At 64.0% G+C, this 14,814-nt stretch carries 16 protein-coding genes and 1 pseudogene; 10 read left to right on the top strand and 7 right to left on the bottom strand.

Annotated elements, in window-relative coordinates; all coding sequences use genetic code 11:
- Positions 1 to 246 precede the first annotated feature (246 nt).
- Genes AB0J47_RS37370 through AB0J47_RS37345 form a run of 6 tightly spaced genes read left to right on the top strand, consistent with a single transcriptional unit; the run spans position 247 to position 5,910 of the window.
- Complete coding sequence (locus tag AB0J47_RS37370; RefSeq protein ID WP_364357664.1) at positions 247 to 1,725, top strand: aldehyde dehydrogenase; 1,479 nt, start codon at positions 247 to 249, stop codon at positions 1,723 to 1,725.
- 29 nt (positions 1,726 to 1,754) lie between these two features.
- Positions 1,755 to 2,123: a nuclear transport factor 2 family protein gene (locus AB0J47_RS37365; RefSeq protein ID WP_364357661.1), complete on the top strand. Its 369-nt coding sequence runs from the start codon at positions 1,755 to 1,757 to the stop codon at positions 2,121 to 2,123.
- Between the two features lie 8 nt (positions 2,124 to 2,131).
- Positions 2,132 to 3,142 carry a fumarylacetoacetate hydrolase family protein gene (locus tag AB0J47_RS37360; protein ID WP_364357658.1) on the top strand — a complete coding sequence of 337 codons (1,011 nt, stop codon included), beginning with the start codon at positions 2,132 to 2,134 and terminating at the stop codon, positions 3,140 to 3,142.
- An 8-nt stretch (positions 3,143 to 3,150) separates the two neighbouring features.
- Complete coding sequence (locus AB0J47_RS37355; protein ID WP_364357655.1) at positions 3,151 to 4,356, top strand: VOC family protein; 1,206 nt, start codon at positions 3,151 to 3,153, stop codon at positions 4,354 to 4,356.
- Positions 4,357 to 4,367: 11 nt separating this feature from the next.
- Complete coding sequence (locus AB0J47_RS37350) at positions 4,368 to 5,150, top strand: SDR family NAD(P)-dependent oxidoreductase (protein ID WP_364357652.1); 783 nt, start codon at positions 4,368 to 4,370, stop codon at positions 5,148 to 5,150.
- A 52-nt stretch (positions 5,151 to 5,202) separates the two neighbouring features.
- The gene (locus AB0J47_RS37345; protein WP_364357649.1) at positions 5,203 to 5,910 is read left to right on the top strand and encodes an alpha/beta hydrolase; all 708 of its coding nucleotides are present in this window, start codon (positions 5,203 to 5,205) and stop codon (positions 5,908 to 5,910) included.
- 289 nt (positions 5,911 to 6,199) lie between these two features.
- Here the strand turns inward: AB0J47_RS37345 and AB0J47_RS37340 are convergent, their stop codons facing one another.
- Positions 6,200 to 6,415, bottom strand: a complete 216-nt coding sequence (locus AB0J47_RS37340) for a hypothetical protein (RefSeq protein ID WP_364357785.1) — start codon at positions 6,413 to 6,415, stop codon at positions 6,200 to 6,202.
- On the opposite strand from AB0J47_RS37340, the gene AB0J47_RS37335 reads away from it, so the two are divergent.
- Complete coding sequence (locus AB0J47_RS37335) at positions 6,351 to 6,632, top strand: hypothetical protein (RefSeq protein WP_364357791.1); 282 nt, start codon at positions 6,351 to 6,353, stop codon at positions 6,630 to 6,632. The two genes, AB0J47_RS37340 and AB0J47_RS37335, sit on opposite strands and share 65 nt — an antisense overlap.
- A 96-nt stretch (positions 6,633 to 6,728) precedes the next feature.
- Here AB0J47_RS37335 and AB0J47_RS37330 read toward each other — a convergent pair whose 3' ends face one another.
- The 3 genes from AB0J47_RS37330 to AB0J47_RS37320 form a co-directional block, all read right to left on the bottom strand.
- Complete coding sequence (locus AB0J47_RS37330) at positions 6,729 to 7,316, bottom strand: TetR/AcrR family transcriptional regulator (protein ID WP_364357646.1); 588 nt, start codon at positions 7,314 to 7,316, stop codon at positions 6,729 to 6,731.
- Positions 7,306 to 8,079 carry an SDR family NAD(P)-dependent oxidoreductase gene (locus AB0J47_RS37325; protein ID WP_364357643.1) on the bottom strand — a complete coding sequence of 258 codons (774 nt, stop codon included), beginning with the start codon at positions 8,077 to 8,079 and terminating at the stop codon, positions 7,306 to 7,308. Before AB0J47_RS37325 ends, AB0J47_RS37330 begins: the two co-directional genes overlap by 11 nt.
- Positions 8,080 to 8,268: 189 nt before the next feature.
- Positions 8,269 to 8,553: a hypothetical protein gene (locus AB0J47_RS37320; protein ID WP_364357640.1), complete on the bottom strand. Its 285-nt coding sequence runs from the start codon at positions 8,551 to 8,553 to the stop codon at positions 8,269 to 8,271.
- Positions 8,554 to 8,609: 56 nt separating this feature from the next.
- Between AB0J47_RS37320 and AB0J47_RS37315 the strand changes: the two are divergent.
- A pseudogene (locus AB0J47_RS37315) lies at positions 8,610 to 8,699 on the top strand (hypothetical protein); the annotation flags it as partial.
- Positions 8,700 to 8,798: 99 nt separating this feature from the next.
- On the opposite strand, the gene AB0J47_RS37310 reads toward AB0J47_RS37315, so the two are convergent.
- From AB0J47_RS37310 to AB0J47_RS37300, 3 genes are all read right to left on the bottom strand, one after another.
- Complete coding sequence (locus AB0J47_RS37310) at positions 8,799 to 9,242, bottom strand: hypothetical protein (protein ID WP_364357637.1); 444 nt, start codon at positions 9,240 to 9,242, stop codon at positions 8,799 to 8,801.
- Positions 9,243 to 9,558: 316 nt separating this feature from the next.
- Entirely contained in the window at positions 9,559 to 10,128 is a 570-nt protein-coding gene (locus AB0J47_RS37305; protein ID WP_364357634.1) for a TetR/AcrR family transcriptional regulator, read from the bottom strand.
- A gap of 117 nt (positions 10,129 to 10,245) precedes the next feature.
- A complete protein-coding gene (locus tag AB0J47_RS37300; protein ID WP_364357631.1) occupies positions 10,246 to 11,082 on the bottom strand; it encodes an enoyl-CoA hydratase/isomerase family protein in 837 nt (278 codons plus the stop codon).
- Positions 11,083 to 11,658: 576 nt separating this feature from the next.
- Here AB0J47_RS37300 and AB0J47_RS37295 point away from each other — a divergent pair.
- Positions 11,659 to 12,825: a serine hydrolase domain-containing protein gene (locus AB0J47_RS37295; RefSeq protein ID WP_364357628.1), complete on the top strand. Its 1,167-nt coding sequence runs from the start codon at positions 11,659 to 11,661 to the stop codon at positions 12,823 to 12,825.
- Between the two features lie 158 nt (positions 12,826 to 12,983).
- Positions 12,984 to 14,585, top strand: coding sequence for a long-chain-fatty-acid--CoA ligase (locus tag AB0J47_RS37290; RefSeq protein WP_364357625.1), 1,602 nt, complete (start codon positions 12,984 to 12,986; stop codon positions 14,583 to 14,585).
- Positions 14,586 to 14,814: the final 229 nt, after the last annotated feature.

Here is a 14,814-nt window from a genome sequence, read left to right as displayed (position 1 = left end):
CAGGTCGACGATGCGCTGACCGCATAAGAAGCGTGCTCGGTGCGTGAATTCCTTTATCCCGCCGCGCTTGCGCACTCGGCCTCGGCTGTCGTCATGAAATGGCAGATCATGCATGCGATGCATGGTCTGACTGAAATTCCTGGCCTTTACGTGTCATTGATGCGATACGCATGCTTGCTACGACGGAATTCGCCGCGCCACGCAAATTCACCACATCGCCTCTGATGACAAATCCAGGAGGACCACATGTCCCTCATTGCCGAGCGACACACCGACCTCGACCGCACGCGGTTCTTCATCGACGGGGAGTGGGCCGAGCCTCGGAGCAGCCGCACCTACCGCGTGGTCGAGGCGGCGACCGGGGAGGGGCTCGGTATCGCCGCGCTGGGTGGCGAGGACGATATCGACGCCGCGGTCCGGGCTGCTCGCACCGCTCTCGATCACGGGCCCTGGGGCCGCACGTCGGCGGCCGAGCGTGCGACGGCGATGCGGCGGTTCGCCGCTGCGCTGGAGCGACGCGCCGATCACACCTCCACCTTGGTGACGCGTGAGAACGGTATGCCCATTCAGTTCTCGCAGCAGGTGAACGGTGGCCTGCCGGCCGTGCTGCTGCGGATCTATGCGGAGGTGGTCGAGAAGCTTCCACTGGAGGAGGTGCGGCCGAGTCCGAAGGGGTCGACGATCCTGCGGCGGGAGCCGGTTGGTGTGGTGGGGGCGATTACGCCGTGGAACTTTCCGCAGGCGTTGGCGATGTTCAAGGTGGCGCCCGCGCTTGCCGCGGGGTGCACGGTGGTGTTGAAGCCGTCGCCGGAGACGGCGCTGGATGCGTATGTACTGGCGGAAGCGGGGCTCGAGGCCGGGCTGCCCGCGGGGGTGCTGAATATCGTTGCCGGTGACCGTGATTCGGGAGCGGCGCTCGTCTCCCATCCTCTGGTCGACAAGATCGCGTTCACGGGCTCCACCGCGGCCGGAAGGATCATCGGTGCCGAGTGCGGGCGGTTGCTCCGGCGCCACACTCTGGAACTGGGCGGGAAGTCCGCGGCGATCTTCCTCGACGATGGGGACATCGACACCTTGCTCGCGGGTCTTGGTGGCGCTTCGTTCCTCAACAACAGCCAGACGTGCACGTCGCAGTCGCGGATTCTCGTGGCCCGTTCGAGGTACGACGAGGTCATCGACGCGGTGGCCGGTTATGTGTCCGCCATGAATATCGGAAATCCGCTCGATCCGGCTGTGACCTTGGGGCCGATGGCGACCAGCGCACAGTTGGACCGGGTTCTGGGCTACATCGACATCGCGAAGAAATCGGATGCCCGGCTGGTCACAGGCGGTGGCCGTCCGACCGGTCTCGATCGGGGCTGGTTCGTCGAGCCGACCGTATTCGCCGATGTGGACAACAACGATTTACTCGCTCGTGAAGAGGTTTTCGGTCCTGTGATCGCACTGCTGCCGTTCGACACCGATGAGGAGGCGGTGCGGGTCGCCAACGACAGCGACTATGGGCTCGCGGGTTCGGTGTGGAGCGCGGACGAGGATCGCGCGCTCGAAATCGCCGGGCGGGTGCGCACCGGCACGATCGGCCTCAACTATTACGAGCTCGACCTGGGCGCGCCGTTCGGCGGCATGAAGTCCTCGGGCGTCGGCCGTGAGCTCGGGCCGGAGGGAATCGACGCGTACCTCGAATACAAGGCTGTATACGCATCGAAGAAATACCTGTCGGCCTGATCAGTGTGAATGCCGGAAAGGATATGAATATGAGTGATCCCGTTGCCGTGGTGCGTGCCTATTTCGACGCCGTCGCGGCCGGTGACCCGAGTGCCGTCGGAGCGCTTTTCGCGCCGGACGCGGAATTGCACAATGCGGCGGGCACGCTTCGGGGCGCGGAAGCGATTACGAGGATGTACGAGGGCGGTCTCCGGCCCGGCGCCATGAAGCCCAGCCCCGGACCCCTGGTGGTCGACGGCGAACGGGTCGCCGTCGAGATCGATCTGAACGCCGACGGGAAGTCTATGAAGCTCGGCGACTTCTTCACGGTTCGCGAGGGAAAAATTCATCGCCTCGCGATCTACAGCCTCAATCCGGTAAACCCGAAGTTCTTCGACGCTGCTGAAGAGAATTCGTGAGGAGAATAATGAAGATTGCAGTCTTTGGACCTGCTCGCAGGATCGGTGTCGTCCATGAAGGATCCATCGTCGATATCAACGGTGCGTACGCAAAGTATTTGGCCGAGTCGTCCGATACCGCGCGGCCACATGCCCGTGCCGCGGCGGAGGTCCCGGCTTCGCTGAACGACTTCATCGAGGAAGGCGACCGGGCTCTCGACGGCGCGAGAAACGCTCTGGAGCATCTGTTCTCCAAGGCGTACGACGATCGCGGGGTGGCGGGAGAGCGACTTCGCTACGAGACGGATGAAGTCATCCTGCACGCACCAGTGGAGGGCAGGTCGCGGATCTTCGCCGCGCTGGCCAACTTCGCCGACCACATGGACAGCGCCGCACAGAATTCCAGCTCCGAGGATCAGGCTGAGACGCTCCAGCGGCTCACGTCGGGCGGTCCGAAGTTCTTCCTGAAGGACTCGCGGGCGGTGTCCGCCGACGGGCAGCCCCTACGCTATCCGAGGCGAACCCAGCGGCTGGACTACGAGGCCGAAGTAGCGGCCGTGATCGGCAAACGTGGCCGTGACATCCCCGGCGGTGAATTCCGTTCATACATCTGGGGTTACACCTTGCACAACGACTGGTCCGTGCGCGACAACGTCTCCTTCGGCCCGGACTTCCTGTATTCGAAGAACTTCGACACCTCGGCGACCGTCGGGCCCTGGATCGTCGTGGACGAGGACATCGACCCGCAGCACATCCCGCTCGAATGCCGTGTCAACGGCGAGGTCAGACAGTACGGCAACACCAGCTCCATGGTGCACAGCTTCGCCGCATTGGGCGAATACCTGTCCGCCGACACGACTTTGTGGCCCGGCGATCTGATCAGTAGCGGTACTCCGAAGGGCACGGCCGTCGATTCCAGCAAGCAACTGCCCGATGGAACGCTCCCGGACACGCTCTTCGTGAAGCCGGGTGACGTCGTGGAGATCTCCTCCAGCCTCATCGGATCCATCCGCAACAAGATCGTCGCGCCCACCGAATGAAGGAAGTCATGGCAACAGGGCAATTCCCGGTCGGCGGGGTTCTCTACGATCGCCCGTTCAAGATCCGCCGACTCAATCATTTCGGCATCAGCGTGGATGACACCGGCCGCGCGCTCGCCTTCTATCGAGATGTGCTCGGATTCTCCGTCTCCGACAAGATCGATCTGAAGATCGTCGAGCCAGGGGAGTGGATGGACGGTGTTCCGGACACACACATCTATTTCCTGCGCCACAACAGCGACCATCACACGTTCGTGTTGATGCCGCGTCCGTGGATCGACCAGACCGCCTCCGCGCCGCGTTCCGATCTCACCATCAACCAGATCACCTGGCAGGTCGGCAGTCTGCGGGAGGTGGTCGAAGCCCGGGTGTGGCTCGAGTCGACCGGAACCAAGATCAGCCGGTACGGCCGCGATCCCGGATCCAATTGGCACACCTACTTTCCCGAGCCCACCGGGCACATCAACGAACTCGAGTACGGCATCGAGCAGGTGGGCTGGGACGGGTTGAGCAAACCGGAAGCGATGTGGCCCTGGGGGATTGGGCACCCGCCGCTGCCGACCAGTTCCGAGAGCACCGAGATGGCGGTGGCCGCGGTCAAGGGCATCGACTTGAACTCCGGTCACCGGTGGGTCGACGAATTGCCGAAAACTCATGATGTGGGAGGGGTGCTGCTGTCGCGGCCGTTCAAGGCCGTTCGGATCGGACCTGTCAGCATCTTCGTCGAGGACGTCGCTTCGAGCGAGCGCTACTACATCGAAACACTCGGCCTCGCGCCGAGCGAGGAGGTCACCGTCCTCGGACATCGCGTCGTCTTCTTGCGGGCGAACACCGAACATCACAGCATCGGCCTGTTCCCGCTGGAACTTCGTGCGGCCCTTGGGCTCAGCGAAAACACCACGCTGCTCTCCTTCGGTGTGCAGGTCGGCTCCTACGAGCAGTTGCGCGCGGCTCGGACCCACCTGCTCGAGCGCGGCGTCACGCTGCTGGACCTGCCGCCCGAGATCCACCCCGGTATCGATTACGTCATTCACGCCGTCGACCCCGAGGGACATGTGATGCAGCTGTACTACTACATGGAGCAGATCGGCTGGGACGGCAAGCCCCGGCCGGCGGACCAGCGCCGCCGGGTTGAGCCCGGTGTCTGGCCCGAGACCCTGCCCGCGTTGCCCGATACCTATTCGGGCGAAACCTTCTGGGGGCCACTGGGATGACGGACAGTATTGTGAACGAAAGAACCGCGGTCGTCACCGGGGGAGCCCAGGGTTTGGGCGCAGCCATCGCATCGCACCTCGCCCGGGACCGGTTCGCGGTCGCGCTTCTGGACATGCAGGAGGATGCCCTACAGCGCGCGAAGAAGAGTATCGAGACCCGGTTCCGTGACGCCCACGTTTTCGCCGCCGCCGCCGATCTGTCCCGGCCGGAGGACGTCGAGCGAGTGTTCCAGGAGATCGACTCCGAGTTCGGCAGGATCGATGTGCTGGTGAATACTGCGGGAGGCAGCGGAACCGTCGCGGTGCGCGAGATCGAGGACTTGCCGCCGGATGTCTGGAACACCGTCATCGGCAATAATCTGACGAGCGCGTTCCTGTGCGCTAAGTACGCCGTTCCAATCATGCGGCGCAAGGGCTTCGGCCGCATCGTCAACTTCTCCTCGGCCGTGGCGAATGGCCTCGCGGGTCCATCGGGGACGGTGGGTGCGCTCCTGCCGTACGCCGCCTCGAAGGCCGCCGTCAATGGCTTCACCAAGCAGCTCGCCAAAGACCTCGGCGGTAGCGGCATCACCGTGAACGCGATTTCCCCGGGGCTGATCCTGCCGGAGGAGGGCCGGGTCCGGGCGACGTTCGACGCGTTGCCCGCCGAGGCCCGAGCCGCTACCGAGGCGGCGATTCCGGTCGGGCGCACCGGCACGACGGACGAAATCGCCGCAGCTGTCGGGTATTTGGTTTCCGAGGATGCCGGGTTCACTTCGGGTTCCGTGCTGAGCGTCGACGGCGCCGCGTCCTGATTTCACCAGTTGCCGCCGCGAGGCGAGCGACGTCGCGAGAAGGGATTTAAGAATGCTCCCGTACCCGTTGGTCCTGCTGCCCGCGCTCGGCGCGGATTCCCGGTTGTGGGAACCGGTCGTCGAGCGGCTCGGGGATATTGTCGAGTCGACCGTGGTGGCGCATGCCGGAGACTCCGTCGAGTCGATCGCCGACAATGTGCTCGCGCAGGCACCGGATCGGTTCTATCTGGCGGGACTGTCCATGGGCGGCTATGTCGCCGTCGACATCGCGCTGCGGCGGACCGGTCGGCTCGCGGGGCTGGCGCTGGTCAACACCTCGGCACGCGCGGCCTCGCCCGAACGGCGGGCCAGCGGGGAGGACATGATCGAGTTGGCGGAGGCCGGTCGTTACGACATCGCGATCGAACGATTGGCGGGCGCTGTGGCGCCGCCGGGGCGAGACGATGTGGTCGCGCTCGCCGCCGCCATGGCTGGTGATCTCGGGGCCGCTGCGTTCCGCGACCAACAGCGCGCTGCTCTGGACCGGCACGACCGTCGGCCAGAGCTGTCGTGGATCGATACTCCGACGGTGGTGGTCTGCGGTACGGCCGATGGCGTGACGCCGCTCGAGCACAGTGTCGAACTCGCGGAGGCGATTCCTGACGCGGAGTTGATCACCATCGAAGGCTGCGGACATTTCTCGGCTGTCGAAGAGCCGGCGCGGATCGCGGAGATTCTCCGGACACGACTACTGCGGGTCGACGCACCCACCGCGCGGTAGCACCCGGAAGGTATTTCGCCATCCACTTCGCGAGGAATCACAGCACTTACTTGTTCTCCAAAGTATGGTCGCCAACCGCGGCACGATCGCCATTCGCGCCGCGTACGAATTCGGCATCGGCACGGTCGCCGTCTTCCCGTATGAAGACCGCAACTCGGTGCATCGATTGATGGCTTTAGCCATGTCGCACGGTGACGCGCCAGTGAGTTTTCGGCAGCCGCAATCAGCCAGCGAGTCGGATTTCTCGGACATATCGGCGCGGCCGAAATCGTGGAACAAATGTCGTCGTTCATATGGCGGCGGCCTTCACCGGCTTTCGTGTGGTACGGCCGCGAGCTGGGCGCTGGGCACACACGATGGCGAGCGCAATATCGATATAGCGTGCTGCCAGCTGTGCGAGCGGTCCAGCGGGCTGGTACCAGCGTGCGATGGACTGGCACATGCCCAGCAGTGCAGTGCCGTCTCTCTCCGTTGGATCGGCGGCGGTGAAGGTCCCCTCGCGCACACCCGTCCCGATGATTTCGGTCAGCAGGGTCCCGACCGCGCACCGCGGCCCCGGCCGCACGGCGCAGCCGGAGGGTGACCCGGGCCAGGTGCACGACCGGTCGGTTGTCGTTGTCGTTGTCGACCGCGGTGACGACCAGGCCCAGCAGCCCAGTCGCATCGTTGAGCGTGCTCGTGGCTCTTCTGTTGCGATCATCCTGCGTAGACAACAGGAATGATCACCAAGGGCCACGGGCTCCTCCTCCGCGCCCTATCAGGTGTGTCTGGCGGTCCGTCGACCCCGATCAAGCTCGAAACAACCTGAAACTCTCAATCTAGTCACTGCCACGAAGGGCGGCCCAGATCCGCGGCGGAAGGACCTTGGCTGCCCTTGCGAGGTCGATGTCCGCGCCGCTGAGCCATCTCCGGGACAGTTCCGACACCGGGCCGATCAGCAGCATCTCGGTCAGCGAGTCCGTCAGGTCCATGATCGCCCCGGCCGCGATGTGGGGTGCCAGCCATTCCTCGATGCGGGCCATGCGCGGAAGTTTCGCCTCCGCGATCACGTCAGCGTAGGCAGGCAGGTAGGCGATGGGCGCCGACGAGTAGAGAAACCGGGCCTTGGCCGGCTGGTGCATGACGAACGACAGGTAGGCCGTCACGATCGCGGTCACTCCGATGCGGGCAGTTCTCGCGCGCTCCAGCGTGGCCACGACACCGTCGAGCAGTTCGGTCAAGCATTGGGCGTGCAGGGCCGCGGCCAGGCCGTCGAAGCTGCCGAAGTGGTGGTACAGGCTGCCCAGGCTCACCCCGCTTTCGGCAAGTACCGCCTGCACCGTGAACTGACCCGCCTCATGGGTGGTCAGCGCGGCGTCCAGCAGGCGCTGCCTGGTCTGCTCGCCTCGGCGTTGCCTAACGGGCACCGGTCAGTTCCCATGCCTGGTCCCACACTCGGCGCACCAGCTCAGGCTCCTGCGGAAGCGGTTGTTCCTTGTCGATGTTGAAGTACCGGCCCGTGCCGGTCTGCGTCTGCATCTCCGCGGCCAGGCGCACCACGGGTGCCGCGCCGGTCGCCGCCGCAGGCCACAGCCGTTTGAACAGGCGCAGCAGCGTGCCCTGCACGCCACCCCGATCACCCAGGTTGGTACGGATCACGCCGGGATGCACCGCGTCGATGGTCGTCCCGGCATCCTGCCAACGTCGCGCGAACATTGGCACCATCAGCAGGTTCGCCCGTTTCGTGTCGCAGTAGGTGCGCATCGGGTCGAAGTCCTTGCCCCACGGCGTCCGCTCCGGATCGATGCGGCCCCTCACGTACAGGCCGGCACTGACCTGGACCACGCGCCGCAGTCGCGGTTCCAGCGCCAGGTTCAGCTGGAACGGCGCCAGGTGATTGACCGCGAACGATTCCTCGATGCCGTCTTCGTTGTGCCGCAATTGGGTCGGCCACACGGCCGCGTTGTGCACGAGCACGTCGATCGTAGGGCACCTCTCCGACAGAGCCACAGCCAGCGCGTTCACTGTTCGCCGCGAGGCGAGATCGCCTTGGACCACCTCGACATCCGGCGGCGCCGACGCCGCCGGGTCACGGGACACCGCAACGACACGATAATCCTTGGCCGCCAATGCTTCGCAGACCGCGTAGCCGATACCCCGATTGCCGCCCGTCACCACAGCCGTTTGCATGCAGCAGAGCCTAATTGGAGATGTTTTCTAGAGCAACTTTCTAGTTCAGGGTGGACTCGTCGCACATGGCGCTCGACCGGGCCCGCCAGCAGGACGGATGGCCCTGAGGGTGTCGCTTCTACGCTTGGATCGAGACCGCGGTCGTGCGCTGGCCCACGGGCGGCCCGTCCTATCGGGCGTACGTCGCGCCTACTGGGGCAGGTCGAGGGCGTCATCGACGAGGTGCGGTATCGGCGCACCGCCGAGGTGCGATGCCGCCGCGGTCGGGCTGGGGAACGGGAACGGGAACTGCGTAACAAGCTCGACGCCAATGTGGAGAACCGTGACGGGGACAGGGGCCGTGCGATGGTCGCCGAGTTGGCAGACCTGGACCAGATCGGGCCGGTGGTGCTGGCCGCGTGGCTGGCCAAGGAGGAACTTCGTCATCTGCTCGCGCTGGCCGGCGCCGGAGCCGACCGGCACTGCATCTCCCATCGGCTGCACCGGTTCTACAGCGTCTGCGCTGAGGGTGGTGTCGCCGAGTCGAGCGTCTGGCCGGCACCGTGCAGACCTGGTGGCCACAGATCCAGGCGTTCATCCATACCGGGATCACCAACGCCGCCAGCGAGGGCATCAACCGGGTCGTCAAGCTCGACGCCTGCACGCATACGGCTTCCGCAACCCGGTCAACCAACGGCTCCGCACTCGCTGTGCGACCACTCGACGAGGACGCGGATGCCTCAACCCCGCCCAACTTCGAAGAGCCCTCGATCGCCGCTCTGACGGGTTTCGTGCTCGGTGGCGTTGGTCGGTTCGGCGGTAGCGGCGGGTCGGGAGAACACGATGGCGACCGATTTGGGGCCGTACCCGGACGACGTTGTCGTCGAAAGGAATTCGATGCGCATTGCCGGGTGGGCGGCCTTGCCGAGCGCTGTGAACGCCGATCGGCTATAGGACCGTAGCGCGCTGATGAACCCATCGTGGGCCATATGTCTGAACGACGACCGTACTGCCAGCATCGCCACGGCCACAGGCGCCATCAGCAATGACATGACGAGCAGACGCATCGGAGGCTGGCGTTCGAGGTCGATGACGAGGAACCGGTTGCCGACCCGGGTGGCTTCGGCGATGGCGCGCACTGCGGTGGCCGGCGGTAGGTGGTGAAACGCCTGGGCAAATACCACGTACCAGGTCTCGTGCGTTCTTCTCGACGAGTTCGACCGCGCGCCCAGGATCTCCGGCGGCCATGGCGTGATCGACTGCCTCGCTGAGCATTTGGTGGAGGCGCGCGGTGCCAAACCCGGCCGCCACCGCCACTGCCGCCGCGGCACAGTCGGCGGCGTCGTCCTGTCTGCAAGCTGGGATACCGCGACTATGGCTGGCGTGCCACCGTAGTCGGCTTCGTCTCCGAGAGCCCCGACGTCATCCACACTGTGTTCTTTGATGAAGGCATGAAGATGTTCCACGTACGGGGTGGCAAGCCGCAATCGCCGCGGCCGTCTAGAGCTCCTTGAGTGCCGCCGCAGTCTCGGAGAGGATGTCATCGGAGAAGTCGACGTCGCTGACAGCTCGCGCCATGGCTATGGCGCCGACCAGCGCGCTGAGTACTAAGCAGGCGCGACGTCGATCGGCAGCGGCGTCCGAACTCGGCGTCAACCCGGCGAAAAGCTCGAGATACTGCTCGACTTGCTGACCGTAAGCCAGGCGGGTTCGATCATCCGCGCGCGAAATATCTTGAGCCAACCCGGCCACCGCGCATCCGGCCTCGGGATGGGCGCGGTGGGCATGACTTAGGTAGTCGTCGACGATCGCCTCGAAAGCCTGTCTGCCGCCTTCCTCGGCCGTGCCCATAGTCCGTGCGCTTCCCTGGACCAAGGCGCGCTCCACCGCGGCACCGACCAATTCCTCTCGGGACTTGAAATGTCGGTAGAAGCCACCATGGGTCAGGCCGGCTTCCTGCATCACCTCTGCTACCCCGACGCCGTTGATGCCACTACGGCGCATTCGGGTCGCAGCGATGTTGACGATGCGGTCGTGGCTTGCCGCCTTGTCGGCCTGCGAACTACCCACGAATAGACCTCCGAGCCTGATCCGACATCAGTCTGATACCGGCGAACTTAACTTTTACCCTGTGCAGCCGAACGTACGCCATGGCTGTGGCCGTACTCAGGTGAGCCGCTCTGGGTGTCAATTGGAGTCACCGCCAAGATCGCCGAGGTGATGGCCGAAGCGTGCTTCGAAGTCGGGACCCACTTCGCCTGCTCGATGGCGGATTCGGGCCCCCCTCTGCTGCACAGTGGGCCAGGAGAATGCGTCGAGGAATGCGTCTTGTGTCTGCACCAGATCCTCAGCGGAGGGCAGTGTGTTGCGGTTGATCAACCGCTTGGCCTCAGCGAGCGCAGGCTTGTCGAACGACGCGATGCGCCTGGCAAGGTTGTCGACGTAGGCGTCGAGCTCGTCGTCGGGGAACGCGCGGTTCACCCAGCCGTAGTTCTCCGCGGTTGCTGCGTCGAAGTCGTCACTGCCGAGGACGATTTCGAGTGCCCTGGCCCGTCCGACGAGCAGAGGCAGGCGCTCGATGCCGCCACCTCCCGGGAAGACGCCCGCCCCGACTTCGATCTGCGCGAAGATCGCTCGCTCCAGACTGGCGAAACGCATGTCACATGCCAGGGCGATCTCAGACCCCCCGCCGCGTGTGCGACCGCGGATGGACGCGATGGTTACGACCGGGGAGGTGGCCAGCCGTGTCGTGGTGTCGATGAACGTCGGCAGACCAGTCGGCCCGGGCGCCAAGGGGAACTCGACGAACCGGGAGACGTCGTAGTGATTGATGAAGAAGTCGGGGTCAGCGCTGTCGAACACAACGACCCGCAGCGTGTCGTCGGACTCGATGAGACCGACGACACGCTGTAGCTCGAGGAGGGTGTCCGTATCCGACAAGTTGATCGGCGGATTGCTGAACGTCACCCTCCAATATCCCGGCGCTGCCTCGGTGATCGTGAACTGGGTCAATGATTCGGCCATCGGAAGGATTCCTTCATTCTCGGGCGCTGCGCACCCCAAGCGGAGTGCAGCGCATGTGGCGACCTGCAATCAGGATTATGCACATCATCTTGATTGTCAATGGACGCCCCTGCGGCGCCGCTCGCCCGCCGGGCGTGCGAGTTGGGTAGCGGATCCGGGATCGCTCATCAGTGCGGATAGTGGGAAGGCTCGCCACTCCGGCGCATCGGCTTCTGTGTTCGTAGGTCCGGTCCACCCGTTCGGGCTGCCGTTCGCACAGTAGCGAAATCGGTCGAATCGGCTCGGGCTGATCACGTCGCCGGCATGGGCGGCATGAGGTCCGCCGTCGTCGTCGTTGGGCTGTTCGAGCCTTCGGGATTCACATTGCCTTCGCAAGGGCTTGTGACGCGGTTGCCCGAGGGGTCGTTCCTCAGGCGATGCGTGCCGGAAGTGTTCGGTGTCGCAGCCCATTTGGCGATTGACAATCAGGATGATGCGCATCATCCTGATTCTGACGACGAATCGAGGCCACGTTCAACAGCTGGACAAGCGAGTTGGACAGCGGAGCCACTGATTGCAACAACTGAGGAGTCCAACATGACCACTGCCACACAATCACTCGGCATCGACGCGGAACGTCTATCGCTTCTTCCGGCGGCCATCAAGTCCGACATCGACGCCGAGAAATACGACGGGGCAGTGGTCCTGGTCGCCCGGCGTGGTGAGGTCATTCTCCACGAGGCGATCGGATATGCCGACCGGGCAGCCGGGCGCCCAATGCAACTCGACTCGGTCTTCGTCACGCTGTCGATGTTCAAGACGATGACCAACGCCGCTGTGCTCCAATTCATCGATCGCGGTCAGATTTCCTTCACTACGCAGGTCCGCGAGGTCATTCCCGAATACGCGGCAAATGGCAAGGGCAACACCACCATTGCCGATCTGCTGTTGCACAAGGCAGGGCTGCCCCTGGGCGCGCCTCTTCCGCCGGAAGTATTGGGCGACATCCAGGCGACCACTGCCGCTGTGTGCAAGATGGTTCCACAGTCCGTTCCCGGGACGACCATCAGCTATTCGGCGGTGGTCGGACACAGTGTCCTCGCTGAGATCGTGCGCCGATTGGACGGCGGCAGCCGTACGTTCGGTCGAATCTTGCACGACGACTTGCTCGAACCACTCGGCATGACCGACACCTCACTCGGTGCCGGGCTGCGGGCAGACCTCGCCGATCGAGCGGTTCCCGTGATCGTCCGTGACCGCGGGGCCGCCCTGTTCGATCCAGCAATGCTGGAGGGTGTCGCTGTCGCGTCGGCGATCGAGGGGGTCGAGATTCCGGCAGGTGGCGCGTTTACCACCGCGACGGACTGGCTCCGATTCGCCGAGGCCTTGCGTCGCGGCGGTGAACTCGACGGTGTCCGCGTGCTGAGTCCGGCAATCCTGCGGCTGGCCACCACCGTGGCGACAGGTGATCTCCCGAACAGTCTGTGGGATTACACCCGCCAACAGCGCGGATGGCCCGAATTTCCGGCGAACCTGGGACTGGGCTTCTACGTTCGAGGATCCGCAGCCTTCGTCCATGCGTTCGGGCTTCTCTCTTCGCCAGGAACGTTCGGTGGAGTAGGTTCGGGCTCCACGTGCTTTTGGGTCGATCCGGCCCGTGACATCTCCTACGTCTTTCTCTCCGCAGGCCTGATGGAAGACTCGCGCAGCTCTGAACGGCACCAGCGCTATGCCGACCTCGTCCAGTCGGCCGTCCTGGACTAGACACACTACGGCGAGACTGCGATTTCTTGACGCAGCCCTGAAGTGCAAACGATTTCGGCCGCTGTAGTTGTGGCGATGTACTACAGCCGCCGCAACCGGTTCCCTCTACACAGTCGTCGATGCACAGATGTCACCCGCTGACGAGAGAAGAAAAGACGATGATCAACGCACTCACGATGGACGAGCACCCCTTATTGCTGACCACTTTGGTCGAACGGGCGCAGTTGTTTACCGACGCTGACGTGGCTATGCGCCGACCAGACGGTCGTATCGTAAGGTCCAATCTCGGCGAATGTGCCCGTCGCGCAAAACGTCTTGCGACTTCTCTCGCCGACCTCGGAGTCGCCCCGGGGGACCTGGTGGCCACGCTGCTATGGAATCAAACCGAACATCTCGAGTTGTACTTCGCCGTGCCAGCGATGGGCGCGATCCTGCATACACTCAATCCGCGACTGCACCCAGACGAACTAGCGTTCATCGCTGACGACGCCGGCGACTCGGTACTTGTCGTCGATGAATCGCTATGGGATGTCGCTTCAAGCATCATCGAAACCCACTCCTTCAACCATGTCATCGTTGTCACGTCGGGCGAGCCGGTTCCTGACGGAACGATTGCCTACGAATCCTGCATCGCGACAGCAGAACCAATGGTTTGGCCAGCGCTCGACGAGCGTAGCGCGGCGGTGATGTGCTACACCTCGGGCACAACAGGACGCCCCAAAGGCGTCGTCTACTCGCACCGCGCCCTCGTCCTTCACTCGATGGCCGCAGCACTGCCGGACGTCGTGGGGATCTCGATGCAAGACACCGTTCTTCCGGTTGTTCCGATGTTCCACGCAAACGCCTGGGGCTTGCCGTATGCAGCTGCACTCGTTGGTGCGTCGATCATCTTTCCCGGACCTCTGCTTGATCCCGCGAACATTCTTGACTTGCTGGCGAGCGAGCACGTGACCGTGACGGCTGGCGTTCCCACGGTGTGGATGGACATGCTGGCCGCCCTCGACGCGGATCCGCATCGGTGGGATCTGTCACGACTGAACCGGCTGATCGTGGGGGGAGCTGCTGTTCCACGCTCCATGCTCGAGGGTTACGACAAGCACGGCTTGGAAGTGATTCAAGCTTGGGGAATGACCGAGCTGGCGCCGCTGGGAGCGATCTCCCGGCTACCGCGCGAACTCGAGACCGATGACGATCCTGACGCTGGGTACTCGCATCGAACCAGGCAGGGCACGGCGCTTCCGCTGATCGAGATACGCGCGGTCGACGATACTGGCTCTCCGATCGATTGGGACGACACAGCGGTCGGTGAACTCGAAGTACGCGGACCATGGGTTGCTGCGGCCTATCACAACGGCAGGGGCGCCGACAGCTTCACCGCTGATGGATGGTTCCGCACAGGCGATGTCGTACGCATCGATAGACGAGGGTCTATCCGCATCTGCGACCGCGTGAAGGACTTGGTGAAATCCGGAGGCGAATGGATCTCCTCAGTCGACCTGGAAAATCACCTGATGGATCACCCAGCCGTCGCGGAGGCGGCGGTAATCGCGGTCCCTGACCCCCGATGGGGCGAGCGTCCACTCGCGGTCGTAGTGCCCCGAAGCGGGCACACCGTCGCATCCGACGAACTCAGAGAACACCTCTCGACCCAGTTCGCGAAATGGCAAGTGCCGGATCGATTCGAGTTCCTCTCCGAGATCCCCCGCACGGCTACTGGCAAGTTTCGCAAAACCGCTCTGCGTGAGCAATTCGCAGACTGACCGGATGTCGGAGTCAATGGCCACTTGTAGGTGGCTCTGGCGCACTTTCGGTGGCGGCGTGCTACTCGACCAAGAGAACACGGCGACGTAGGAGGTCGAAGTTGGCTCTGCCGAACATTTGCCGTTTCAGCATTTTAAAAGTTACGTGGAATCTGGCTCGGGATGATCATGTCTCCCTGGGGTGACCACGGACTTTGGAGGCAGGTTGAGTGGCGCGGTGGCGCTGGTG

Source organism: Nocardia sp. NPDC049737, assembly GCF_040674755.1.
GTDB lineage: Bacteria > Actinomycetota > Actinomycetes > Mycobacteriales > Mycobacteriaceae > Nocardia.
Note: the sequence above shows the minus strand (reverse complement) of the source record. Positions and strands in the feature narration are given on the sequence as shown.

Bases quoted from the DNA above. Each gene is read 5' to 3' on its own strand.
- AB0J47_RS37370 (WP_364357664.1), top strand. From the start codon at position 247: ATGTCCCTCATTGCCGAGCGACACACCGACCTCGACCGCACGCGGTTC.
- AB0J47_RS37365 (WP_364357661.1), top strand. From the start codon at position 1,755: ATGAGTGATCCCGTTGCCGTGGTGCGTGCCTATTTCGACGCCGTCGCG.
- AB0J47_RS37360 (WP_364357658.1), top strand. From the start codon at position 2,132: ATGAAGATTGCAGTCTTTGGACCTGCTCGCAGGATCGGTGTCGTCCAT.
- AB0J47_RS37355 (WP_364357655.1), top strand. From the start codon at position 3,151: ATGGCAACAGGGCAATTCCCGGTCGGCGGGGTTCTCTACGATCGCCCG.
- AB0J47_RS37345 (WP_364357649.1), top strand. From the start codon at position 5,203: ATGCTCCCGTACCCGTTGGTCCTGCTGCCCGCGCTCGGCGCGGATTCC.
- AB0J47_RS37335 (WP_364357791.1), top strand. From the start codon at position 6,351: ATGCCCAGCAGTGCAGTGCCGTCTCTCTCCGTTGGATCGGCGGCGGTG.
- AB0J47_RS37325 (WP_364357643.1), bottom strand. From the start codon at position 8,079: ATGCAAACGGCTGTGGTGACGGGCGGCAATCGGGGTATCGGCTACGCG.
- AB0J47_RS37320 (WP_364357640.1), bottom strand. From the start codon at position 8,553: ATGGGAGATGCAGTGCCGGTCGGCTCCGGCGCCGGCCAGCGCGAGCAG.
- AB0J47_RS37300 (WP_364357631.1), bottom strand. From the start codon at position 11,082: ATGGCCGAATCATTGACCCAGTTCACGATCACCGAGGCAGCGCCGGGA.
- AB0J47_RS37295 (WP_364357628.1), top strand. From the start codon at position 11,659: ATGACCACTGCCACACAATCACTCGGCATCGACGCGGAACGTCTATCG.
- AB0J47_RS37290 (WP_364357625.1), top strand. From the start codon at position 12,984: ATGATCAACGCACTCACGATGGACGAGCACCCCTTATTGCTGACCACT.